Consider the following 22,368-nt stretch of genomic DNA (forward strand, 5'->3'; position numbering starts at 1 on the left):
GCCATTGCGGCGCGCTTTTTTGTTATGGGATCCTGCGCTTGGACGCCTCTTAGAGCCTAGAAGTAGTAGGTTCCCAGGACTTGCATAATGCGGCGATCGGGCAATATCCCAAACTCGCTGCTGGCACGACCCATGTTCTGCTGAAGCTGAAAGCTCAGGTCGAAGCTTGGCCAGTGGTGGCGCAACTCAAGCCAGGCGAGCCGGCTGTGGTCGCCGGGATTAAACCGAAGATAAGCGGTCAGATCCAGATCCTTGAGCCAGAGGCTTTTTTGTGTGGCGTAGATCAGGTAGGCCCGGCGGGGCGCCAGTTCCAGAAGCCGCAGGGCTTCCCGCAGGTACGCCACCTGGGTAGCGGGCGCAGTGCCAAGGGCGGCCCAAGCCGGCTGCCCCATCGCGAAGCCGTTGTATTGGTATTCGGCCGTGACGGACAACTTGCCAGGGGTGGTATACGTGACGCCACCGACAAAGCGATTGCGCGTGGCTTTATTTGCCGGCAAAGCCAGGGCTCGGCTCAGCAAATCGGGCTCACGGCTTCGTGACCACTCGAGATGAGCTACCGCCGCGTCCGACATCAACGCCGTCAAATTGGCGCCCAGCGCGGGCGACAGGCCGCTCTCCTTGTACAGCAGCACCTGGCTGCTGACGCGCTGCGAAAATTGGGTGCCGAGCGCAATCAGGGAGCGGTCCCGATTGTTGGTTGATCCGAGGTCAAGGCTCCAGCCATCCGGATTCGGGCGATCGGCCAATTTCGGCGAATACGCATACGACAATGAGCCGTCGCTCCAAAGCCGTTGCGCACGCAGCATGACGCTGCCAAGACGATTCTGCCGAAGCGCAAGGGGATCGGCGCTTGTCAGGACGCGCAAGCTGCCGTCACGAAAAAAATCGGTGGGATTGTAGCCATAACCCGGCCCATAACGCAGGTTGATACGTCCAAGTTCCAGGACCGTGTTTTCTCCTTCGGGCTGCCAGCTCAAATAGGCCTCGCGCAGGCTGTTCACCGTCGAGTCAGCGCCCGCGTCCCTGGGATAAATGTGATCAAGGCGGTCCGAAATGACGGCGCGCAGTCCCGGGCCAAGCCGGGCCGAATGCGAGAAATCAAGTGAGGCGCGACCGATGTTGCGACTGTCGGGCAAGTAACGCTGGCTGGCGTTGCCTATCGCGCCCTCGACGAAAAACTTGGTGTCCCGAGCAGCTTCAGCCGGGGGGCTGGTGTCGCTTTGCAGACTCAGGGCGTCTGCCTCCGCGTCCGCTGCCAGGGCCGGCGCCTGGATCAACACAACCGCGACAAAGAGAGCGGGAACGGAACGGGTAAAAAAGCGCATGAGGTTACTCCGGCTGAAAACGAGGCAGGAAGTCTCGCTGCATCCATGTATCAGGGATGGCGCGTGCCTTGTAGTCTGAAAAGCGCATGAGCGTGACCAACTGGGGATCGAGGCCGTCAATGATCACGGTCTCGGTCGGGCGCTCTGCGCCGAGCTGGGGCTGAAACCGGCGATAGTAGGCCGTTTTGAGCAAGCGCGACGATTCGGCAAAAAAACGCGCCTTGAGGGGCCGGTTGTTTTCAACATCTACCCACAGCTCGATGCTTGCATAGGTGACATTCGGCGACGATGCACTAAGCGCGAGTTTGTGGGCCTTGCGTGTGCGGCGTTCGCCATCGAGGATCTCCTCATCGCCAGCCAGCTGCGCCCTGTAGTCCGTCGCCAAATTCACGGTAGCCACATCACCATTGGATGCCTGCCCAAGCAAGCGCTGCTGCGGCGACAGGCGAACGCTCGCCTTGCTGGTCGGGTCGTAAAACCACATGTCGTTGCCATTCTTGAGCATCAGTTTTCCCGCATCCCGCGCGGGCAGGACAAAACGGGTCAAGCTGGCGAATTGGCCCCCCTGCTTTGGCGTGCGGGAGTAGCTGATAAGTGTACTGGTGTCGACCTGCTTGCCAGCCTGAAATTCAGTCAGCGTCACAGTCACACTGAACGGCTGCCCTGGATTGCGGATGGCATCGCTGGCAGCGAGGATCTCTTCTGCGCCAGGCGCGGACCACGCCAGGCCATAGCCGAAGAGGAATGAAAACAGGGCTATTCGTTTCATATTCGTCAAGCCTTTCGTTAAGCCTTTCTCCATCAAACGTGACGCAAGGCCTCGACCACGTCCAGTCGCGCAGCCCGGTGTGCAGGCCACCAGGCAGAGAGGATCGCAATGCAGATGAGGCCGAAGGTTGTGCCAAGGATCATGCCGGTTTCACCCCAGACATTGACAGTGAAGGGCACCAACTCAACGTTGCCGGGAGGCAGCCAGGGCATGCCAATCTGGTTGATGACAAGAGACAACACGAGCGCCAGCACAACGCCGATCACTGCGCCGAATAAGCCAAGCAGTGCGCCTTCGGTCACGAACAGCCTGAGAATACCGGAACGTCTCAAGCCCATCGCACGCAGGGTACCAATCTCGACGGTGCGTTCGACAACCGTGGTATTCATGGTGTTGCTGACAGTGAACAGGACGATACCCCCAATCAGCACAAAAACAAAACCAAATATGGTGTCGAACATCAGCATGGTCTGGACATAAAAAGGATTCAGCGCCCGGAAGTCCAGCATGGCCAGCGGTTGCTTGGTGGAAAAACTGGCCAGGATAGGCGCCAGACGCGCCTTTGCCGCAGGAATCTGGTCGGAGTGCCGCAGCTGGAGCATGATCGAAGTTGCTTTGGGCGGTGTTTGCCCATAGATCAACTGTTGTAGCTGCGCAAGACGCATCATGAGGGAGACTTCATCAAGCTCCTTGATGCCCTGGTCTTCTGCACGAATTACCTCCAGGGAGGTGACATTCGGTGCGCCTCGAGCGTTGACGACCAGCACTTCGATCCTGCGTGGATTGGCCCTGGTGGCGCTGGTCGCAGCAGGTGTTTCCTGCAGGCTGAGTTGAGCGATGTCATCGGGAAGCGCCAGGCTGTCGGCCTTCCGCTCCTTTTCGGGCTTGGGACACCGCTCAATTTTCAATGCGTCGCATAACTGCAGTACCCTGGCCACGCCGGTACCGACGACGGCAGCATCTGCGGCCGCCCCCTCCAGCGCGGACAGCGGAGCCTTGGTGCGCAGATCAAAGTCGTTCCAGTGCCGCATACGGTTGATGTCTTCTGCGACGAACCCGGTCCCCATGATGGTCCGGGACACACCTGCCGGGTAATTCCCGGCAATACCGCTGAACTGCAAGGTCGGTGTCGCTACCAGCACCATTTTTTGCAATGCTTCATCGCTTTGAATGGCCGCCAGGATGCTGGTGTAGTCGGCAATGCCATAGGCTGTCGGGTTTCCGCTACCGTAAAGATAAAAATCCCGATGCTGAATCTGCAGATGTCCACCCTTTTGCACGTGTCTCGTGTGCAACTCGTAATTGACATTGGTGCTGAAGCCGCCGAACAAGAGTATCGAGGTGGCGCCAATCGCCATAGCCAGCAAGGTGGCCAACGAGCGGCGACGGTTACGCAAAAGATTTCGCACCGCCAGGGTCAAGGTCATCATGGCACGTCATCCGCGCCTTTGCGACGAACCCCGCGAATCGTTCCGTCGGTCAGGAAAATCGTGTCGTCTGCGGCATTGATCACATGGGGGTCATGAGACGAGAAAATAAAAGAAACTTCATAACGCTCGACCATCCTGCGCATCAAGGCCAAAATGGCAGCCCCGGTCTGGCTGTCCAGATTGGCCGTCGGTTCGTCGGCGATAACCAACTTTGGCTTTCGGGCCAAGGCACGGGCTATTGCAACCCGCTGGCGTTGCCCGCCAGACAATTGACCTGGAAAATTCTTTGCCTTGTCGCCCAAGCCCACTGCATCCAGCAATTTAAGGACCCGTTCACTCCGTTTTTTTGCCGAGGCGCCCGCCAGCAACAAAGGGTATTCGATATTTTCGTATGCACTCAGGACCGGCAGCAGGTTGAAGTTCTGAAAAATGAACCCGATGTTTTTGGCACGGAAGTCCGACAGCGCGTCGTCTGTCAAATTGCCTACCTTGCAGTCGGCCACGATGACTTCGCCTTTGTCAGGCTTGTCAATACATCCGATCATGTTGAGCAGGGTCGTCTTGCCGCTGCCGGATGGGCCCATCAGCACAGTGAAACATGCACGGCGCACCACAATATCGACCCCGTTGATCACCGGGACGCGTACTGAATCCATGTGATAGGTTTTTTCGACCTGCGTGAGAATAGCCACAGGTCGGTGATTTCCCGTTTGTTCCGCTGAAATTTCCAGCACCTCTCGCCCCTATTCATGCACCTGACGGCTGCTGCCTGTCTACAGGCCTGGTTCACGCGAATCTCCAGTGCCGCCGAGTTAAATATTACGGCATTCCAGGCTGTGGAGAACAAATCATTTATCCGATTCTGCAACAGGCTATCGGCCCGGTTCTTGAGGAAGTTCCATGGAGTACCTGCAATGAGCTGCAAGAATGTGATTGGAAAAAACAGGCTCATGTCATTTGAAGAAATCGGCCAACCCTGGCGAGCAAAGCTGGCGAGCAAGGCTGGCAACTACCTAGAATCTTCACCATGATGAAGATTTTGATGGTCTGCATGGCCAATATCTGCCGTTCTCCCATGGCGCAGGCCGTGGCGAGGCAGGTGACACACGACGCAGGGCGATCGCAAGAGCTTGAGTTCGACTCGGCGGGATTACTTGCGCAACATGCCGGCGAGCTAACGGACGCCCGGGCCAGATTCGTCCTTTTAAGCCGGGATTACGAGCCCGGAAATACGCGAGCGCGCTGCGTGAATGATCAGGACTTCGAGCACTTTGACTTGATTTTGGCCATGGATCGGCCCAATCTGGCAGCGCTGCAGCGCCTTTGCCCGCCACAGCATCTCGGCAAACTGCACCTGCTGCTGGAGTTTGCTCCCTCGGCTGGTGTGGACGAGGTGCCCGACCCCTATTACGGCAACCTGGCCGGCTTCGAGCGGGTGCTGGATCTATGCGAGGCCGGCGCGCGGGGCCTCATCAAGGCGCAGGCTCAGATTTTGTAGTAACCGCGGAACCAGGCCACGAATCGGCCAACACCCTGCTGGACCGTGGTACCAGGTACAAAACCCACCCATTCCTGCAGCGCGTCAGTATTGGCATAGGTAACAGGCACATCACCATCCTGCAAGGGCAACAGGCGCTTTTCTGCCTTCTTGCCCAAGGCCTCTTCAATGCAGCCAATGAAGTCAAGCAGGGCAACCGGATTGTTGTTGCCGATGTTGAACACGCGGTAAGGTACGTTGCTGGTGGCCGGGTCAGCCAGAACTGAGTCATAGGCCGGGTTGGAGACGGCCGCGCGGTCAAGCACCCGGATGACGCCTTCGACGATATCGTCCACATAGGTGAAGTCGCGTTTCATATCGCCGTGATTGAACACATCGATAGCACGTCCTTCCAGGATAGCTTTAGTGAACAGGAATAGCGCCATGTCGGGCCGACCCCAGGGACCGTACACCGTGAAGAAGCGCAAGCCGGTGGTTGGCAGACCATAGAGATGGCTATAGGTATGGGCCATCAGTTCGTTGGTTTTCTTGGTGGCGGCGTACAGGCTGACTGGGTGGTCCACGGTGTCATGCTCGGAAAACGGCATTTTGGTGTTGCCGCCATACACGCTGGAGCTTGACGCGTATACCAGGTGCTGCACTTTGGCGTGGCGGCAACCTTCAAGGATATTCACAAAACCCACGATATTGCTATCGACATAGGCATGCGGGTTTTGCAGGGAATAGCGAACACCCGCTTGGGCGGCAAGGTGGATGACACGATCAAATTTTTCAGCTGCGAAAAGCAAAGCCATGCCGTGCCGATCAGCCACATCCATTTTGACAAAGCGAAAACCTGCGTGTGGTGTCAGCTGATTGAGACGGCTTTCTTTCAGGGTGACGTCGTAGTAGTCGTTGAGGTTGTCCAACCCCACCACTTCGTCCCCGCGCGCCAGAAGGCGCAACGCTGTGCTCATGCCAATGAAGCCCGCCGCTCCGGTCAATAGTATTTTCATGGTCCGAGGTTCGACACGACGTTGATTTGACTTGATCTTAACTTGGGCGTGAATCCATAAAAAAGAACTTATGAGACCGAAATCCGGACAACGCCTGGAACACGCCTTACGCAGGGCATCGGTTATCAAGCTGCTTCATATGTGGGCGTGCATGCTCCGGCCCACGAACTGCCAGTTGAACGGGTTAATGACGCCTGCCAAGTACAGCCATCCCTCGGAGGTGGCGATGTAGGGGATATGGCCCGTCTGCATCAGATGTCTAGTCTTGGGTGGGAGCGCTGACAGTGAAATGGCGTTGCAGCAATCCGTTTCGTGTGTCCGACCACAAAATAGCATTTTTTGAACCAGCCCCTTTTTCGGCCATCCACTTCAGCTCTTGTTCTCCGTATCGCCTTAAACTTGTAGCAACATCACAACCCAGGCAACAGACCATGATTCTTGTCACTGGTGGAGCCGGCTATATTGGTAGCCACACCTGCGTTGAACTGCTCAACGCGGGCTTTGATGTCACTATTTTTGACAATTTTTGCAACAGCCACCCCGAGGCAGCGGTGCGGATGAAACGCATCACCGGTAAAAAGCCGGAGATGATCCAGGGTGACGTACGCGATCGCCCTGCGCTGGTAGCAGCCCTCAGGGAAAGCAAGGCCTCTGCCGTCATCCATTTTGCGGGACTCAAGGCGGTAGGTGAGTCGGTGGACAAGCCACTGATTTATTACGACAACAATGTTGTTGGCACCGTTCGCCTGCTTGAGGCGATGCGCGAATGCGGTGTCAACACGCTTGTGTTCAGTTCTTCAGCCACAGTCTACGGCGACCCACAGCGGCTGCCGTTGACTGAAGATCACCCGCTTTCCGCCACCAATCCCTACGGACGAAGCAAGCTTGTCATTGAGGAGATGTTGTGGGATGTCTATCGAAGTGATCCTGCATGGCGGATTGGCATCCTGCGCTACTTCAACCCGGCAGGCGCACACGCCAGCGGCTTGATTGGAGAAGACCCGCAAGGCATCCCCAACAACCTCATGCCCTCTATTGCCCAGGTCGCGGCTGGACGCCGTGATTTTTTGAACGTATGGGGTAACGACTACCCTACGCCGGATGGTACCGGCGTACGTGACTACATCCATGTGGTCGATCTGGCGCTGGGTCATCTCAAAGCGCTGGAACGCCTGCRGGGCCTCCCCGGTTGTCTGACGGTTAATTTAGGCACCGGGACCGGCTACAGTGTGCTGGAAATGGTGCGCGCTTTCGAGAAGGCCAGCGGCAAGCGTGTGGCGTACCAGATCGCCGAGCGGCGGCCCGGTGACATTGCTTCTTGCTATGCGGATCCCGCCCGGGCATTTGAATTGCTGGGATGGCGCGCCGAAATGGATTTGGATGCCATGTGCGCGGACACTTGGCGCTGGCTGCGCAGCAACCCAAGAGGCTATTTGTCAAATGAAGACTAATTCTGTTCGGGACACCTTTTCTTGCTGATGAGGCCTTCGCAAGCGCCCTGACATGCGGCAATAAGCGTTGGCTGCAATGACAGGCCAGGCTCAATCCCACCACGTCGGATAAAGCTGCAGCAGTAGCGTGACAGACATGCGAAAAGCGAAGATACTGGCATTTATTGCTGGCATTTATGCGCTTGCGCTTTTTACCCCTGCTGCCGATGGCGACATTCTGTGTTGCGGGGGCGGTGCAGGGGCAAGACGTCTCGCCCGAGACGTCCGCTGACAGCAGCCTGGTTTCCAAGCTGCGCCTGGAGGCCATCGCCTACGAGCATGGCGAAGGCGTGCCGCGCAACCCTGTTCTGGCTGCAAGCCTTTACTGCAAGGCCGCACGCTTGGGCGACGCGGAGGCGCAATACAACCTGGGATGGATGCACGCCAACGGGCGCGGGGTGGAACGCAGCGACCCGCTGGCTGCTTTCTTTTTTCATGCGGCCGCGGAGCAGGGGCTCGAAGCCGCCCAGCGCATGTTGAAAGTGGTGGGCGTTCCCTCCGCCGAAGTACCCGACTGTATGCGCGATCCTGCACCGCCACCCTCTTCGCCCGGGGCGGTGGGGACGAGCGTGGACTATCGGGCGATTGCCCCACGGAAAATTTTCGATCTGGTGATGAAAATGGCGCCTCAGTATCAGGTAGAGCCGCAGCTGGCGCTGGCAATCATTGCCGCAGAATCTAACTTCAACAGTCTGGCGGTGTCACCCAAAAAGGCCCAAGGACTGATGCAACTTATCCCGCAGACCAGCGTACGCTTCAATGTGAAGGATCCCCACGACCCAGTCCAGAATATTCGGGGTGGCCTGACCTATTTGCGCTGGTTGCTGGCCTATTTTGAGGGCGATGTGGCGCTGGTGGCCGCCGCCTACAATTCGGGCGAACGCACGGTCGAGCGTTACCGGGGTGTTCCGCCGTATCTGGAAACCCGGGCCTATGTGCAACGCATACTCAAGTCGGTTGGCGCCTCGGCCCACCCGTTTGACGGCACTGTGGCCAAGCCCTCCCCCTCACTGCCGCTCATCCGCTTAGCTTGGCGCATGAAATGATGGCCTGCACCGCCTGGCTCTAGCTGCCAGCGCGGCTTCCATGTCGCGCGCCAGGTACAGCGGGCGGGGTTGCGTGCCGTTGAAGACAATTTTGTTCACCATGGGAAGGCCGACGCCATAGCTGAGCTGGCATAGGAGGTTCCCATTGACACCTGTAGGACGATATAGTCTCTTGCCAGAATCTCATTTGTTTGCGTGCAAACTAGGCAAATGGAAAAGATTAAAACCTTTCTCTTGAAACTCGCACTGCCCGCTGCATGGTCTTTGTTGTTGGCGGTTTTGGCTGCGGCTGATCCGGCGCTTGGTGCCAGCGACAACGCCTTGGCGCCAGGCACATCAGAGATGCCTGCCGAATCGCGAGCTGCTACGCTACTTAACAAGCACGCGGCACTGGCTGGGCAATTGGCTAGTAACCCCTACGGCAGGCCGCTGTTTCTGCAGTCCTCCGAGACCACCAACATGGTCAGCGGCGATGCCTACGCCGTGCTGGAATCGCCTTTTGCCACATTCAGCGCCACCTTCAAAAGCCCCAGTCACTGGTGTGAAGTGCTGATCCTGCACATCAATACCAAGTACTGCCGCGCAGGTGCAGACACCAGCCCAAGCACGCTGAAGATGAGGATCGGAAAAAAAACCGCACAGGAACTCCATGATGCTTTTGCACTTGAATTTACCTACCAGTTGGTGGCTGCCTCACCCAACTACATCGTCGCACACCTCAACGCTCCCGAAGGGCCTCTAGGCACAAGCAATTACCGTATCGAGCTTCAGGCTGTCCCTCTTGGAGAGGGCAAAACCTTCATGCATTTGCGCTACTCCTATGGGTATGGCGTGGCTGGCCGGCTGGCCATGCAGGGTTATCTGGCAACGGTGGGAAGCGGAAAGATCGGCTTTACTCAAATTAATGAGGGCCAAAAATCCCGATACGTGGGGGGCATGCGAGGCACTGTTGAGCGAAACACCATGCGCTACTACCTGGCCATCGAGGCTTTTCTCGCCTCGCTGGGCCACCCCACGGCACAGCAACTCGACAAGCGCCTGCAGTACTGGTTTGATGCCACTGAAGAGTATCGCCCGCAGTTGCATGAAGTGGATCGGGATAGTTACCTGACCATGAAAAAGGCCGAATACCAGCGTCAGAAGAGTTCTTCTTCAAGCTGATCGACATAGACATGGGGGTCTCGGGCCACCCGGCGGCACGATCAGCGGCGGAATTTCATTGGGTACATAAATTCCGGGGCCTGGCTGCGGGACGGTGGCAGCGGTGGCGGCACTCATGGAGTCCCCAGGGAAATGGGTAGAACCCGGTATCAGCGTGTGCGAGGGCCCCACTTCACCGCCCTGCGGCCGTGGCGCCAACCTGTATGCAGTGCCAGCGCAACCAAGGCACCGGCCACCGCGGCCAGCAAGGCCGACTGATACGGTTGAGCCGCCACGTACCGCCTCACTGTATCCTCGTAGTGGGACGGGAGGTTTTGATGATAGCGGTCACCAACGGTTTCAGGGACAGTTCGCGAGGCGGAAAAGTCTTCCGGTTCCACCGCGCCAGCTTCGACAAGGACAGCCTCTTCTGCCGACTGGAGCACCTCATCTTTGAGTTGCCTGGGAGCGTCTGCCGTAGCCGAAAAGGCAGAGCCGCCTGGGTTGGCGGAGTTGGTGGAGTCAGTGGAGTAAGTGGGAAAAGGCATTGAAAAATAGAATTCGAAGGGTTTCACGCCTTTTGGAATCTGGAGGAACGCTGATAGCCCTGGTTGCCCCTGCTCGCGGCCACGTCGAGGTTTTCGCTTTGGGCCACGCAGTAATCCAGCAAGGCGTCGATTTCTGTTGACTTGTCAAAGACAGCATCCACGCCCAGCTGGATACACCGCAGGCGCATTTCACGGCTTGTGTAGTTGCTGAAGACCACCATTTTTTGCAGCGTGCCCCGGGTGCGGCAAGCTTCAAGCACCCCCAGTCCACTGCCACTTTTGAGAAACACGTCAACGATGGCAAGGTCCCATTGGGCATCGTGACCCGTGAGCCAGGCGGTGCCCTCCTCTTCAGTATCTGCCGTACCCACGGTTTCAACCGGCGCGAGCTCTTCCAGCGTGCTGATCAGGTTTTCTCGAATGGTCGGGTTGTCTTCGACCAGGTAGGTTTTCATCTTCATTTTTAGGACTAAGCGCGGGCGCCCGGCGGGAATTAACCAAAGTAACCCCGCCAATCTAAGTGACGACCGGCCACTCAACTGCCGGAGTTGCCAGCGAGTGCGTGTAGGAGAAAGCGCCATTGCCGTTCGAAAGTCGATAAGCGACAGGCGAGAGGTAAAAGGCAAAAGGCCGGCCTCGCGGCCCTGCGTGGACTTGCTCGATGCAAGGCCCGAACTCCTTTTTCCAAACCCAACCGGGATGGTTGCGATGGCCTTGTCCAGTAAGCGACGTCTTACGCCAGAAAAAGACAGGCCTTACACACAACACGGATGTCCGGCTACCAACATGTGCGCTGCAGGCTTGTATGGTGTTCTGTAGGGCCTTGTGTTGCCCCCTTATGTTGACCTCAACAGGAATTGCCATGAAATCTGGAGCGGGACTTTTGAACAGCCTGGCGGCGGGAATGCTGACGGTGTGGAGAATTCACGCCAACCCTAAACAGACAGATTTTCTACATATCTTTCTGACGGTGCTTGTCTGGGCAGCAGGACTGTTCCTGATGTCGCTGCTTTTGCCCGACGATTTGGCCGAGGGCACCCAGGAGTTCATAGGCTGGTGTCTGGCCGGCACGGTTGCAACGCTGGCACTTTTGGCGAGCGTGAAGATGCTAGAAGGGCTGCTCGATTCATAAATTCCCCAACAGCGTTGTTTCTGCCTTGGCCGCACAAGGCGGTTTTCCAGGCCGCTGAGGCGGGTCTTCTTTTTTTCCTCGTTTTAATTCTCAAGCCCTAAAAATAAGGAATTTACATGCCGCCACCCAAGCGCAAAGCCGCTGGCCCCATCCGGCCCGCGGAGGGCGCCCGAGACAAGCAAACCCAGCTTGATGCTTTTACTCCCGGCACAGCCAGTGTTTTGACGACCAACCAGGGGCTACAGATTCCGGACAACCACAACTCCCTCAGGAGTGGTGTTCGCGGCCCGACCTTGCTGGAGGACTTCATCCTCCGCGAAAAAATCACGCATTTTGACCACGAACGTATTCCCGAGCGCGTCGTCCACGCCCGGGGGGCGGGTGCGCACGGCTATTTCAAGCCTTACAAGTCGATGGTGCAGTACACCCGCGCGGCCTTCTTGCAGGACCCTGCCATTGAAACACCTGTGTTTGTGAGATTTTCGACAGTGGCAGGATCCAGAGGATCGGCAGACACGGTGCGTGATGTCCGCGGATTCGCGGTCAAGTTCTACACCACCGAAGGTAACTACGACCTGGTGGGCAATAACATTCCGGTTTTCTTTATCCAGGACGCGATCAAATTTCCTGACCTTATCCACGCCGTCAAGCCCGAACCACACCATGAGATGCCGCAAGCGGCGAGTGCCCACGACACGTTCTGGGATTTCGCATCCCTGATGCCAGAGTCCACCCACATGTTGATGTGGACGATGTCAGATCGCGCATTGCCGCGCAGCTTTCGGATGATGGAAGGGTTTGGCATCCACGCCTTCCGCTTTATCAATGCCCAGGGAGATTCTCACTTTGTGAAGTTTCACTGGAAACCCAAACTCGGGGTGCACGGCCTGGTGTGGGATGAGGCGCAAAAGATTGCCGGCAAGGACCCTGACTTTCACCGTCGCGACTTGTGGGAGGCCATTGAGAGCGGTCATTTTCCCGAGTGGGAGTTGGGTGTTCAGATCGTGAACGAAGGCCAGGAGACCGAGCTTGGCTTTGACATCCTGGACGCCACCAAACTTATTCCGGAGGAGCAGGTTCCCGTCCAGATCATCGGCAAGCTGGTGCTCAACCGCAATCCGGATAATTTTTTCGCGGAAACCGAGCAAGTAGCATTTCACCCGGGCCACCTTGTACCGGGTATTGATTTTTCAAACGACCCCCTTTTGCAGGGACGGCTCTTCTCGTACACCGATACCCAGCTGTCCAGATTGGGTGGTGCCAACTTCCATGAAATTCCCATCAACCGGAGCGTGTGCCCGATGCATAACTTCCAGCGGGATGGAATGCACCGCCAGACCATCAGCAAGGGACGCGTGGCTTACGAGCCCAATACACTGGGCAGTGGCGCGGAATACCGGGTGGATGGCGCTGCGCAAGGTTTCCAGTCCTACCCCGAACAGCTGGGGTCACCTAAAATCCGCCAGCGCAGCCCCTCGTTTGACGATCATTTCTCGCAGGCCACCCTGTTTTGGAACAGCCAGAGCGTTGCCGAGAAAGACCATATCGTCGCAGCGTTCAGGTTTGAGCTGTCCAAAGTGGACGTGCCTGAAATCCGGCAGCGCATCGTGGACAACCTGGCGCATGTGGACCTGAAACTTGCCAGCCGGATTGCCGCGCCATTGGGCATCGCCGCCCCGGACCCCAAAGCCGCGGCGGGCCGGCTAGGCTTTCGGGATTATCGAATCACCAACAAGGTCGATGAAGATCCCGCCTTGCGCATGGCCGGAAGGCCTGGCGGCGGGGTGAAGACCCGCAAGGTGGCCATTTTGGTGGCGGATGGCGTCGAGGCCGCCACCGTCAGGCGCATCCAGCACGATTTGACGGAAGCAGGCGCCTTGTGCAAACTGGTTGCACCGCACTTGGGCACGGTAAGCACCGCCAGCGGCCGTCAGCTAGCGGTCGACCATACCTTTGCGAATATGCCGTCCGTCATGTTTGATGCCGTTCTGATCCCCGGTGGTGCGTCCAGCGCCGCAGCATTGAGCGGGCTTGGCGAGGCGGTTCACTTTGTGCTGGAGGCTTACAAACACTGCAAAACCATTTGCGCGGTGAACGATGGGGTGCAGTTGCTCGGCACGCTGGGTTTCGGCCACGGGAAAAATCTCGAGTTGATAACAGTGCCCACGGCCGGTGTTCTGATTGCCGATGGGCGCAAGGTGCTGGATGGACAGGTGTCGCAAGACTTCATGGCCGCCATCGCATTGCACCGCCATTGGGATCGCCTCAACGTCGACGCCATTCCGGCTTGACGCTTGACACCCGGTAATGGGGACTCGATATGGTGTCCTCCGCACAGCGAGCCTCGAGCCTCGGGGATCAGGGGGACAACGTCAACTGGTGTGCAAATCCCGCCGGGTTCATTTGCAAAGGCCGGTACTCTACCTGCGCCCAGCTGTCACGCATGTCGCGATAACGGCTTGAAAACACCAGCCCGCTCTGGCCGGTCTGGTAGATAAATCGGGAATTTTCCAGATCTGCCAGGTCGTACACGGTCCGCAGCGACGCGGCCTGCCGGTTGGCAAAAGGCGTTTTGTCTCCGTTGGGCCAGTACTGGCCCACATTGACCGTGAAGGTATCGCCACCCGTGGGAGCCCGGACATCGAAAAACGGCGCCAGCCATGGAACATTGCCAAAGGGCTTGTGCGCCGACAGCGCGTAGTGCGCCCTGCCCCACGCCCACTGGCTGACGTCGTCACCATAGGCGGCCTGCAGGCGCGTGAGGGCCCGGTCCAGCGCGGCGGCGGATTGCGCCGTGCATCCTGCGCTGCCGCACCAGCTGGCGTCATTGCTTTCCAGAATGTTCTCGAGGGTGCTTCTGAAATGGCGTTTGCCATAGAGCGCTGCGAATGTCCTCTCGCCGAGTCTTGCGCCAATGACGCCCCGCGTGAGTTCGTCCGCCCACGCCGCAAAAATGAGCGGCGCCGCCCTGTCAGCCTGCATGATGCCGTCAAAGCCTTCCATGACGCGCCGGGCGGCACCGGCCAATGGGTGCGCGGAAGATTGCGACAGTGCTTTTTGTATGAAGGGCAGTAGCCGAACCGTGGCTGCCGACATTTGGTCGCCCTGTATTTTCTGCATCGAATCCACGTCGTGTGTTGGCTTGGCGGCCAGCAACTGCTCAATGCGGTCATAGCGGTAGGGAACGGTCCAATCCTGCCCCATGAAGATGGGGTAGCCTGGCGGGGTGATGCGCTGGTTGGCCGTAGACCACCAGCCTTTGGCGGCAATGGCGGCATGGTTTGTTTGAGGTGTTTGCGCGTAAGGCACCCAGCCGGCCCAGTCGTAACGGGCGTCCCATCCTGGTGAAGGCGCTATTCCCAGAATGTCGTTGTCGGGCTTGCGCAGCGGTATCTTGCCGACAGCCTTGAAGGCCGTACGGCCTGCCATATCGGCCGCCACAACGTTTTGCATGGGGGAGTGATAGGCCGAATACGCCGCAATCAGATCATCAACCGACTGCGCCCGATTTGCCCGCAGTCCCGCGAGTACGGTCTGATTGTCTGCGTCGAGGGCGCTCCAGCGCAGTGCAATCACGTATTTTCGGGTGTCCACAAGATCGGCATGCGACTTTTGAACATCGCTGAGCACGGGACCGTGACGGCTTTCTCGCACCCTCAAGCGCAGATCCGGTTCTCCTTTGACCAGGATGGTTTCCTCATGGACGGTGAAGTCCTCCCAGCGCGTCCCACTGCCGGTATCGCCCGTCCCCGGCACCCTGTATTGCCGGGGATTGGCAGGGTTGAGCTGCTCGAGGTACAAATCCTGTACGTCTGGCGCGGTGTTGGTAAAGCCCCAGGCCACCTCGCCGGTGCGGCCCAGCACCACGAACGGCAAGCCTGGCAAGGTCGCACCCACGACGTCCATACCGGCGGTGGCCTGGCTGTCCGGTGCCTGCAGCCGCGCGAAGTACCAGGTGGCCGGCGCCGACAATCCCAAATGGGGATCATTGGCGAGCAGCGGCTTGCCGCTGCTGCTGTGCTTGCCTGCCACCACCCAGTTGTTGGACCCCTTGCCATCGACCTGGCCCAGCGACTCCATCCAGTCACCGATGCCTGGCGACAGGGCGAATATCTTTTTTGCGGCGAGTCCAGTATCAAAAAAAGTACCAACTTCCGACGTACGAACAGCTGGAGCTATTATTTTAGGAGCATCCGCCGAGCCCGTCCGGTACACCCCCAACCCGGCGTACAGCCTGGAGAGGTCGACCCGGGAGGCCGGTTTCTCGCCGGGATAAGGTGGGAACAACTCCCACAGCTGGCGGGTGTCCAACACCCTGGCGGCAGCCAGACGTGCAAATTCGGTTCCCCAGTTGCCACCCAGGTCGAGGGCCATCATCAGCGACCAGCCCAGGCTGTCTACCGGCGACCAGGCCTTGCCGGAGGCACCACCAGGCTGGACCCCCAGCATGTGGAATTCGGGTGAGAGTGCCTGCGATGAACTCGCATAAAAAGCATTGACGCCATCGCTGTAGGACTGCAGCGCCACCCGCCCCTCTTCCGGCAGGCTTTGCCATTGCCGCGCCGCGGCTCGCACAATCCCCAGTGTGCGCATCAGCTTGTCGGTGTCCACAGTTGACGGGCCAAACACTTCTGACAACTCGCCATGCATCAGCCGGCGGTTGAACTCCATTTGCCAGCCTCGCTCCTGCGCATGTACATAGCCCAACGAGAACCACACGTCATGCGGCGACTGGGCCCGTATGTGCGTTACATCGGCTTGGTCTCGCGCCACGGTCACCCGGCTGCGCAGGCCAGGGACCTGCAACTCGCCATCCAGATCAGGAAAAGCCCGGTAGACATAAAAGCCTGCGGCAGCAAGGAGCAGTACAAGCGCCACCACCAGTAACCGGGCCAACGCCGCAAAAACAAGTTTGAACCAGATCAAGGTTGGTGCCCGCTGAAGGATAAGGTGTTGTCGCCGGCAGTCCCAAGCCTCGTTGGCGGCCAGGGGGCCAAGGTCTGGATTCGATATCCCGAGGATACGCCGGACGCCCGGCCCGGCGCGCAGATCCGATGGTCTTTAAGCCCCCGGCTGATCGGCAGAGAATTTGAAACGGACAGAAGGAATCGTGGCATCCTCGAAAGACGCACCCAACGCAATTTCGCCGTCGACCAGCAACGCACATTCCTGCCGGCGCAGGGACACGGCAGCCGCGCTGTCGGTGAACCGTACCCAGGTTCCGTAACTGCTGAAATCCTCAAGATAAAACTTGCCGGCCCGCCACTCGATTTTGGCGTGCATGCGGGACACCCGCGGATCCGGCACGACAAATTGCGCCTCAAGATCGCGGCCGATAAAAATTGGCAACTGTGTCGAGCTAAAAGTTGAATTCGCCTGCCTCCAGGACAGTTCGATGGCACCCGCGGGCGCCACCGGCTCGGCAACATGAGGTGGACCCAGATTGTCTGCCACGGTAAAAAACTCGGACAGCAATTCGTTTTGCCATTCGATCCGATGCACCGTGCAAGCCTGGCTGCGTCCCCGGATCTCCATGGCGCCCAGGTTACGGGACCGCACGGTGCTGCCCGGCGCCAGCTGGCTGATCACCGTCTCGGTGGCAAAAATCTGGCCCGGCCCGGACAAATCACTGAGCCGGGAGGCCACATTGACCGCATCGCCAAAGCAGTCGCCGTCCTGCTCCACGATTTCGCCGTGTGCCATGCCAACCTGCAGCCGCATTTTGAGCAGTTCAGGCCAGTTACGAATGCGTTCCCGGTGCACTCGCTGCAGTTCTGTGACGGCCTCAATGGCGTCATTGTTCTCGGGAAACACAATGAGCACGCCATCGCCGAGGTATTTCACGACGCGCCCACTGTGGGCATTACAGACCTTGCCGATCCAGTGAGTCAGGCGCGTAATGGCGCGGGTAGCTTTTTCATTACCCAGTGATTCGAAAACTCCAGTGCTTCCTGCGAGATCGGCAAAAACGACGGTGACTTCTGCCATAGTTATTTTTGGTATTTTGTAGTTGTTTTGGGTTACTCAATCATACGCACACAGCTTGAAATTACAAATAGGCACAACTGAAAGCAACCGTCTTGCCGTTACATCAGCTTGTACCAGATTTGAATTGCAGCGCCTTGAATTCCAGAAACTCCTCAAACCCATAGACGCCATTCTCCCGCCCATTGCCCGACTGCTTGTAACCTCCAAAAGGCGCACTGCCATTGAAGGGGCCGCCATTGATATCCACCTGGCCGGTGCGAATACGGCGGGCCACTTTCATGGCATGTTCGTCGTTACCACTCCAGACGGCGCCCCCGAGGCCGTAGATGGTGCTGTTGGCTATCGCCACGGCCTCTTCCTCATCTTGATAAGGAATGACAACCAGCACGGGGCCAAATATCTCTTCCCGCGCCAGTGTGTCGGTGGCCTTGATGCCCAAAATGGTGGGCTGCACAAAATAGCCCTTGTCCATTGCAGGCGCTTCGGCGCCACCGGCAATCACCTCGGCACCTTCTTCGATACCGGTGCGGATAAACGCGAGCACGCGGTCGCGTTGCGCCGCGCTGACCAAGGGCCCCAATTTGCTGGTGCCATCCAGGCTGGGACCAATATTGAACCTGGCGATGGCCGCTTGCGCCAGTGCCTTCGCTTCATCATAACGATGGGCCGGCACGAGCATGCGGGTATGAGCCGAGCAGGTCTGGCCACTGTTGAGCATGCAGGCTGACACCGTGCCTTTGACGGCGGCTTCCAGATTGGCATCGTCCAGTATGACGCTCGCCGACTTGCCACCCAGCTCCAGCGCCACGCGTTTGACAGTCTGGCTGGCCAGCTCGCTCACCCGCTTGCCGGCGCGGGTCGAGCCGGTGAAGCTCACCATGTCGACTTCAGGATGTGTGGCCAGCACCTCACCCACGACCGGCCCCATGCCATTGACCAGATTAAAAACACCGGGCGGCAGGCCGGCTTCGTGAATGATCTCGGCCAGGATCATGGCATTGACAGGTGCAATTTCGCTGGGTTTGAGCACCACGGTGCAACCGGCCGCCATGGCCGGGGCAATCTTGAGCGTGATCTGGCTGAGCGGGAAATTCCACGGCGTGATGCAGCCCACGACGCCCACTGCTTCGCGCACGACGAGGGAGTTGCCGACTTTCTTCTCCCACTCAAAGCTGCGCGCGACTCTGGCAAAGTTGCCCCAATGCCAGGCCGGGCCACCGACTTGCACAGCCCGCGCCATTTTCAGCGGCATGCCCACTTCGCGGGCAATGGCGAGCGCCAGGTCTTCCGTGCGCGCCTTGACGCCGGCCGCGACCTTGTCGAGGTAAGCCGCGCGGGCTTCCACCGGCAGCGTGGACCAGCCGTCAAAAGCGGCACGTGCCGCCAGCACGGCAGCTTCAGCTTCGGCGGCGGTGCCGCTGGGCACCGTCGCCATCAGGGCTTCGGTGCTCGAGTCGTACACCGGCAGGGTTTCCGAAGACCTGGCGGTGACCCACTGGCCGTTGATGTAGTGGGCTGGATAGGCAATCATGGGCATGGTCATGTCGGTCTTGAACGGCGGGGAAATGCAGAGGAAATTCAGGGGAAATGTGGGGAAATGTAATTAAGCGGACGGGGGAACTTTTAGTTACGCGCGGGGTACGGCTGTAGTGCTAAAGAGTTAGATAGTGTTTAAAACCAGAATCGACTTGACATTTGGTTACTAACTCCTTGATTCATTTGTTGTTTTGCATAACCATTTCGCGCGAAAAAACTTGCGCTAAAGCTGTAGCGCTCTTAATCTACCAGAACAAGTGATCAGACGTGAACGTAGGCACAACCCGGATAACCCGGCAGAAAGTTTCGAACTCCATGGATTGGTTAAAAACCCATTTGAAAAGCAGTTTGATGGTCTTGCTCGGCTCTGGCGAGGTTTCACCGTCTCTGCTGGAAGACCGTACCGAGGATATTCGCCAGTTCATTCTGGATGAGCTGGGTGATTTCGGCGAGCAACACTATCCCAAAATTACACGCCGAATACGGTATGCCCAGGATCCGCAGGGCCTGTGGTACGCGCGCGGTGACGTGATGGCTGTGCTGGCCGCCATCCACGGAGAAACCATTGCGCGCGAAAAAATCAATCGTATCAACGACAAATTCAAAGGCCTGTTGCCGCGCGGCCTGAGTTCACGGCCGAGCTCCCTCACTGCCTGACACCTGACACCATCAACCAGCCTTGTGCTGGTTTATTTTTGGGTATTTTGGGGTTTTCTCGCGGGTAGCATGGCCTCAGTGGCGGTTGACCACCAACCTCATCAATCTAATGCTGGTGGCCCCACAACAAAAATGCATCCCTGTCCTCAACAGCCAGCGTGGTTTTACAACCCACTGGCAGCAGCACTTTGGTCGCCACGTGGCCAAACGGCAATCCGGTCAGCACCGGCGCCTTGATCTGGCTCTGTAGCCAGGCTGCCACCGAAGGTAATTTGAAACCCTTGTCATGCGGCACCAGCCTGTAATTGGTGAACTGCCCAAAAATGACCGCCTTTTGCTGTGCCAGCACACCCGCATACAGCAGTTGCGTGAACATGCGCTCCACCCGGTAGGGATGTTCGCCAACATCTTCGACAAACAAAATACCGCCCTTGACGATGGGCAGATAGGGCGTTCCCACCAATGACGACAAAATCGCCAGGTTGCCTCCCCACAGCACGGCATTCTTGATGCTGAATTGAGTTTCAGCCCCCTTCAAACCCGGGTTGTCGGCTATTGAATTCATGGCGGATTTCGGGAGTTGCCAGCCGGTGCCCTCGCCCTGACCCGTGATCAGGTCGTCAAAACAGGCTTCCATGATGTCGTCGGGAGGGACTTCGGTACCAAAGTCTTCGCCCAGCGCCGGCCCCGCCCAGGTGACCGCGCCGGTTTTGGCCAGCACAGCCGACTGAAACGCCGTGAAGTCACTGAGGCCCACAAATTGCGTGCCCTTGTCGATGGCCTTGGCCACAGCCTTGTAGTTGATGCCCGGCAGGATGCGCGTAAGGCCGTAGCCGCCACGGGTAATGAGGGCCACATCGGCGCCGCTGGCAGCCGCGCGGTGGATGGCCGCCAGCCGGGTTTCGTCATCGCCGGCAAAACGCTGGTGCCTGGCCAGCGCAGCCTCGTCAATTTCAACCTCGTGGCCCAGCGCCGTCAGGCGCCGCACGCCGCGTTTGAAGCTCGCTTTGTCCCGCACGGCGCTGGAAGGCGAGTAAATGTAGATATGTTTTTTCACAGGCAGGAGTATCCCATTGCTGATCTGCATCCATGCGGGGTTTCAGGTCACCGTTTGAAGAAGCCGACCGCATGCCTGGCAATTGGCTCACCGTGCTCCTGCACGAAATGCCCAGCCTGCTCCAGCACCATGGGTGCGTCGCAGCCGCGAATAATGCCTTGCAACGCCTGCATGACCGGCAGGCCGAGGACTGGGTCCTGGGCGCCGACAGCCATGAAGGTCTGCCCCGTCCAGCGGTTCTGCCAAAACTCGCGCGCCTCCCTGGAGATGGCTGCGCCATCGGCGTCTTCGGATTCCGGCACCATCAGCGGAAAGGCGCGCAAGGCGGCACGATGGCCTTTATCCGGGAAGGGGGTGTTGTAGGCCGCGCATTCTTCAGGACTCATCTGCGGGTTGCCACGGGCAAACAGGCGAGCCACATCGAAGTCCGGGTTTTTGGCACACATCTCGCGCCAGGCTCTGAAACCAGGTGACAGCGGCACATCACCGGTAGCCAGCATGGTGTTCATGACCAGCAGGCCCTTGTAGCGCAACGGAGCAACCATTGGCAATGTCAGGCCAAGCAACCCGCCCCAGTCCTGTAAGACGAGCACGACGTTTTGCAGGTCTAGCCGATCCACCAGTTCCAGGAGGATCTGGCGATGGACGCCAAAGCTGTGAAAGCTGTCTTTCTTGGGTTTGTCGCTTTTGCCAAAACCGATCAGGTCAGGCGCGACCACCCTATGGCCTGCCTGCAAAAAGACCGGGATCATTTTCCGGTACAGGTAGCTCCAGGCGGGATTGCCGTGCAAGCACAAATAGGTCAAGCCCCCCGGGCCGCCCTCGCCTTCGTCAAGGTAGTGCATGCGCAGCCCGTCCAGCGCCGGCAGGTCGCTGACATAGCGGGGCGGCCACGGATAGCCCGGCAAATCATCGAAAGCCGCATCGGGCGTGCGCAGCGCATCGTCACGCAGTGGATGATTCAACCGGGACTCTTCGCGCTTGTCGGCCCGGCGCCGGCGAAAAAACGCCTGCAGCAACTCGCCGCATTCCCCCGCCAATACGCCACCTTGCCACCCGGTTTGATGGTTCAGCCGGGATTCTGCAAACAGGTTGATGACCGAGCCTGCCGCACCAGTTTTGGGGTCGGTCGCGCCGAACACCACGCGCTGGAGCCGGGCGTGCAGCATCGCGCCGCTGCACATGGCGCAGGGCTCCAGCGTGACAAACAGTTCGCACTCATCCAGCCGGTAGTTGCCCAACGCCTGCGCTGCCGCGCGCAGGGCGATGATCTCGGCATGTGCCGTCGGGTCATTCGCGTCAACCGGCGCGTTGCGACCCGTGGCAATGACCTCGCCATGTCGCACCACCACAGCACCCACCGGCACTTCCCCCACCGCCGCGGCTTCACGGGCCTGCGCCAGCGCGAGTTGCATAAAGAAGGCGTCATCCATGATTGCTATGATTTTAATAGCTGCATGAGCCTGTCCTGCGTGGGCAGGTCATGTTTTTTAACTGCTTACTTGTCATCGGGCATGGGGCGGGCCTGCTGCAGGGTGCCCTCCACCGTTTGCAGGACCTGCTGCTGGATCTGCTGGCTCTGCGCCTGGGGTGTCGCACCCGGAGGTGGCACCGGCACGGACGCCATTGGGTCAATAGCCATCGGCGACTGTGCTCTGGTGGGGGCGGCCGACAAGCCGCTCATCTGCTTTTTCGCCAGCAATCCGACCGTAGCCAGCACGATCACCAGGCTCAAAATTCCAAGGGCAATACGCATT

General features: G+C 58.6%; 19 protein-coding genes. 7 read left to right on the plus strand and 12 right to left on the minus strand.

From position 1 onward, the window contains the following. Nucleotides 1–56: 56 nt before the first annotated feature. The 4 genes from AC1DS5_RS20000 to AC1DS5_RS20015 are packed head-to-tail and all read right to left on the minus strand — an operon-like array spanning nucleotide 57 to nucleotide 4,180. Nucleotides 57–1,325 carry a hypothetical protein gene (locus tag AC1DS5_RS20000; protein ID WP_477720006.1) on the minus strand — a complete coding sequence of 423 codons (1,269 nt, stop codon included), beginning with the start codon at nucleotides 1,323–1,325 and terminating at the stop codon, nucleotides 57–59. A gap of 4 nt (nucleotides 1,326–1,329) precedes the next feature. Then, nucleotides 1,330–2,094 carry an outer membrane lipoprotein-sorting protein gene (locus tag AC1DS5_RS20005; protein WP_477720007.1) on the minus strand — a complete coding sequence of 255 codons (765 nt, stop codon included), beginning with the start codon at nucleotides 2,092–2,094 and terminating at the stop codon, nucleotides 1,330–1,332. A 32-nt stretch (nucleotides 2,095–2,126) separates the two neighbouring features. After that, nucleotides 2,127–3,524: an ABC transporter permease gene (locus tag AC1DS5_RS20010; RefSeq protein WP_477720008.1), complete on the minus strand. Its 1,398-nt coding sequence runs from the start codon at nucleotides 3,522–3,524 to the stop codon at nucleotides 2,127–2,129. Beyond that, complete coding sequence (locus AC1DS5_RS20015; protein WP_477720051.1) at nucleotides 3,521–4,180, minus strand: ABC transporter ATP-binding protein; 660 nt, start codon at nucleotides 4,178–4,180, stop codon at nucleotides 3,521–3,523. Before AC1DS5_RS20015 ends, AC1DS5_RS20010 begins: the two co-directional genes overlap by 4 nt. A gap of 371 nt (nucleotides 4,181–4,551) precedes the next feature. Between AC1DS5_RS20015 and AC1DS5_RS20020 the strand changes: the two genes are divergently transcribed. Continuing rightward, the gene (locus AC1DS5_RS20020; RefSeq protein ID WP_477720009.1) at nucleotides 4,552–5,022 is read left to right on the plus strand and encodes a low molecular weight protein-tyrosine-phosphatase; all 471 of its coding nucleotides are present in this window, start codon (nucleotides 4,552–4,554) and stop codon (nucleotides 5,020–5,022) included. Here AC1DS5_RS20020 and AC1DS5_RS20025 read toward each other — a convergent pair. Next, nucleotides 5,010–6,017, minus strand: coding sequence for an NAD-dependent epimerase (locus AC1DS5_RS20025; protein ID WP_477720052.1), 1,008 nt, complete (start codon nucleotides 6,015–6,017; stop codon nucleotides 5,010–5,012). The two genes, AC1DS5_RS20020 and AC1DS5_RS20025, sit on opposite strands and share 13 nt — an antisense overlap. Nucleotides 6,018–6,448: 431 nt before the next feature. Here AC1DS5_RS20025 and galE point away from each other — a divergent pair, with 431 nt between their 5' ends. The 3 genes from galE to AC1DS5_RS20040 all read left to right on the plus strand — a co-directional run bounded on the left by galE (nucleotide 6,449) and on the right by AC1DS5_RS20040 (nucleotide 9,714). After that, on the plus strand, nucleotides 6,449–7,468 hold the full coding sequence (gene galE, locus AC1DS5_RS20030) for a UDP-glucose 4-epimerase GalE (RefSeq protein ID WP_477720010.1): 1,020 nt from the start codon (nucleotides 6,449–6,451) through the stop codon (nucleotides 7,466–7,468). Nucleotides 7,469–7,644: 176 nt separating this feature from the next. Next, nucleotides 7,645–8,553 (plus strand): transglycosylase SLT domain-containing protein, encoded by a 909-nt coding sequence (locus tag AC1DS5_RS20035; protein ID WP_477720011.1) that lies wholly within the window; start codon nucleotides 7,645–7,647, stop codon nucleotides 8,551–8,553. A 210-nt stretch (nucleotides 8,554–8,763) separates the two neighbouring features. Next, nucleotides 8,764–9,714, plus strand: coding sequence for a hypothetical protein (locus tag AC1DS5_RS20040; protein WP_477720012.1), 951 nt, complete (start codon nucleotides 8,764–8,766; stop codon nucleotides 9,712–9,714). A 550-nt stretch (nucleotides 9,715–10,264) separates the two neighbouring features. On the opposite strand, the gene AC1DS5_RS20045 is transcribed toward AC1DS5_RS20040, so the two are convergent. After that, on the minus strand, nucleotides 10,265–10,702 hold the full coding sequence (locus tag AC1DS5_RS20045) for a response regulator (RefSeq protein WP_477720013.1): 438 nt from the start codon (nucleotides 10,700–10,702) through the stop codon (nucleotides 10,265–10,267). A gap of 401 nt (nucleotides 10,703–11,103) precedes the next feature. Here AC1DS5_RS20045 and AC1DS5_RS20050 point away from each other — a divergent pair, with 401 nt between their 5' ends. Further along, the gene (locus AC1DS5_RS20050) at nucleotides 11,104–11,373 is read left to right on the plus strand and encodes a hypothetical protein (protein WP_477720014.1); all 270 of its coding nucleotides are present in this window, start codon (nucleotides 11,104–11,106) and stop codon (nucleotides 11,371–11,373) included. 116 nt (nucleotides 11,374–11,489) lie between these two features. Next, nucleotides 11,490–13,664, plus strand: a complete 2,175-nt coding sequence (locus AC1DS5_RS20055; RefSeq protein ID WP_477720015.1) for a catalase — start codon at nucleotides 11,490–11,492, stop codon at nucleotides 13,662–13,664. Between the two features lie 67 nt (nucleotides 13,665–13,731). Here AC1DS5_RS20055 and AC1DS5_RS20060 read toward each other — a convergent pair whose 3' ends face one another. The 3 genes from AC1DS5_RS20060 to AC1DS5_RS20070 all read right to left on the minus strand — a co-directional run bounded on the left by AC1DS5_RS20060 (nucleotide 13,732) and on the right by AC1DS5_RS20070 (nucleotide 18,904). Then, nucleotides 13,732–16,299: a penicillin acylase family protein gene (locus AC1DS5_RS20060; RefSeq protein ID WP_477720016.1), complete on the minus strand. Its 2,568-nt coding sequence runs from the start codon at nucleotides 16,297–16,299 to the stop codon at nucleotides 13,732–13,734. Nucleotides 16,300–16,434: 135 nt separating this feature from the next. Then, complete coding sequence (locus AC1DS5_RS20065; protein WP_477720017.1) at nucleotides 16,435–17,361, minus strand: adenylate/guanylate cyclase domain-containing protein; 927 nt, start codon at nucleotides 17,359–17,361, stop codon at nucleotides 16,435–16,437. Between the two features lie 103 nt (nucleotides 17,362–17,464). Continuing rightward, entirely contained in the window at nucleotides 17,465–18,904 is a 1,440-nt protein-coding gene (locus AC1DS5_RS20070) for an aldehyde dehydrogenase family protein (protein ID WP_477720018.1), read from the minus strand. A 260-nt stretch (nucleotides 18,905–19,164) separates the two neighbouring features. On the opposite strand from AC1DS5_RS20070, the gene AC1DS5_RS20075 reads away from it, so the two are divergent. Next, a complete protein-coding gene (locus AC1DS5_RS20075) occupies nucleotides 19,165–19,554 on the plus strand; it encodes a hypothetical protein (protein WP_477720019.1) in 390 nt (129 codons plus the stop codon). Nucleotides 19,555–19,660: 106 nt separating this feature from the next. Here AC1DS5_RS20075 and AC1DS5_RS20080 read toward each other — a convergent pair whose 3' ends face one another. The 3 genes from AC1DS5_RS20080 to AC1DS5_RS20090 all read right to left on the minus strand — a co-directional run bounded on the left by AC1DS5_RS20080 (nucleotide 19,661) and on the right by AC1DS5_RS20090 (nucleotide 22,367). Beyond that, entirely contained in the window at nucleotides 19,661–20,641 is a 981-nt protein-coding gene (locus AC1DS5_RS20080) for an LD-carboxypeptidase (protein WP_477720020.1), read from the minus strand. A gap of 17 nt (nucleotides 20,642–20,658) precedes the next feature. Then, nucleotides 20,659–22,044 carry a tRNA adenosine(34) deaminase TadA gene (tadA, locus tag AC1DS5_RS20085; protein ID WP_477720021.1) on the minus strand — a complete coding sequence of 462 codons (1,386 nt, stop codon included), beginning with the start codon at nucleotides 22,042–22,044 and terminating at the stop codon, nucleotides 20,659–20,661. Between the two features lie 65 nt (nucleotides 22,045–22,109). Beyond that, nucleotides 22,110–22,367, minus strand: coding sequence for a hypothetical protein (locus AC1DS5_RS20090; protein WP_477720022.1), 258 nt, complete (start codon nucleotides 22,365–22,367; stop codon nucleotides 22,110–22,112). Nucleotide 22,368 lies beyond the last annotated feature (1 nt).

The sequence above is a fragment of the Polaromonas sp. P4_H1 genome, from assembly GCF_056400945.1.

Coding starts and splice junctions, on each gene's coding strand:
- tadA (WP_477720021.1), bottom strand. CDS start 22,044: ATGGATGACGCCTTCTTTATGCAACTCGCGCTGGCGCAGGCCCGTGAA.
- AC1DS5_RS20055 (WP_477720015.1), top strand. CDS start 11,490: ATGCCGCCACCCAAGCGCAAAGCCGCTGGCCCCATCCGGCCCGCGGAG.
- AC1DS5_RS20025 (WP_477720052.1), bottom strand. CDS start 6,017: ATGAAAATACTATTGACCGGAGCGGCGGGCTTCATTGGCATGAGCACA.
- AC1DS5_RS20015 (WP_477720051.1), bottom strand. CDS start 4,180: ATGGATTCAGTACGCGTCCCGGTGATCAACGGGGTCGATATTGTGGTG.
- AC1DS5_RS20005 (WP_477720007.1), bottom strand. CDS start 2,094: ATGAAACGAATAGCCCTGTTTTCATTCCTCTTCGGCTATGGCCTGGCG.
- AC1DS5_RS20045 (WP_477720013.1), bottom strand. CDS start 10,702: ATGAAGATGAAAACCTACCTGGTCGAAGACAACCCGACCATTCGAGAA.
- AC1DS5_RS20010 (WP_477720008.1), bottom strand. CDS start 3,524: ATGATGACCTTGACCCTGGCGGTGCGAAATCTTTTGCGTAACCGTCGC.
- AC1DS5_RS20090 (WP_477720022.1), bottom strand. CDS start 22,367: ATGCGTATTGCCCTTGGAATTTTGAGCCTGGTGATCGTGCTGGCTACG.
- AC1DS5_RS20050 (WP_477720014.1), top strand. CDS start 11,104: ATGAAATCTGGAGCGGGACTTTTGAACAGCCTGGCGGCGGGAATGCTG.
- AC1DS5_RS20020 (WP_477720009.1), top strand. CDS start 4,552: ATGATGAAGATTTTGATGGTCTGCATGGCCAATATCTGCCGTTCTCCC.
- AC1DS5_RS20040 (WP_477720012.1), top strand. CDS start 8,764: ATGGAAAAGATTAAAACCTTTCTCTTGAAACTCGCACTGCCCGCTGCA.
- AC1DS5_RS20070 (WP_477720018.1), bottom strand. CDS start 18,904: ATGACCATGCCCATGATTGCCTATCCAGCCCACTACATCAACGGCCAG.
- AC1DS5_RS20000 (WP_477720006.1), bottom strand. CDS start 1,325: ATGCGCTTTTTTACCCGTTCCGTTCCCGCTCTCTTTGTCGCGGTTGTG.
- AC1DS5_RS20035 (WP_477720011.1), top strand. CDS start 7,645: ATGCGCTTGCGCTTTTTACCCCTGCTGCCGATGGCGACATTCTGTGTT.
- AC1DS5_RS20080 (WP_477720020.1), bottom strand. CDS start 20,641: ATGCAGATCAGCAATGGGATACTCCTGCCTGTGAAAAAACATATCTAC.
- AC1DS5_RS20065 (WP_477720017.1), bottom strand. CDS start 17,361: ATGGCAGAAGTCACCGTCGTTTTTGCCGATCTCGCAGGAAGCACTGGA.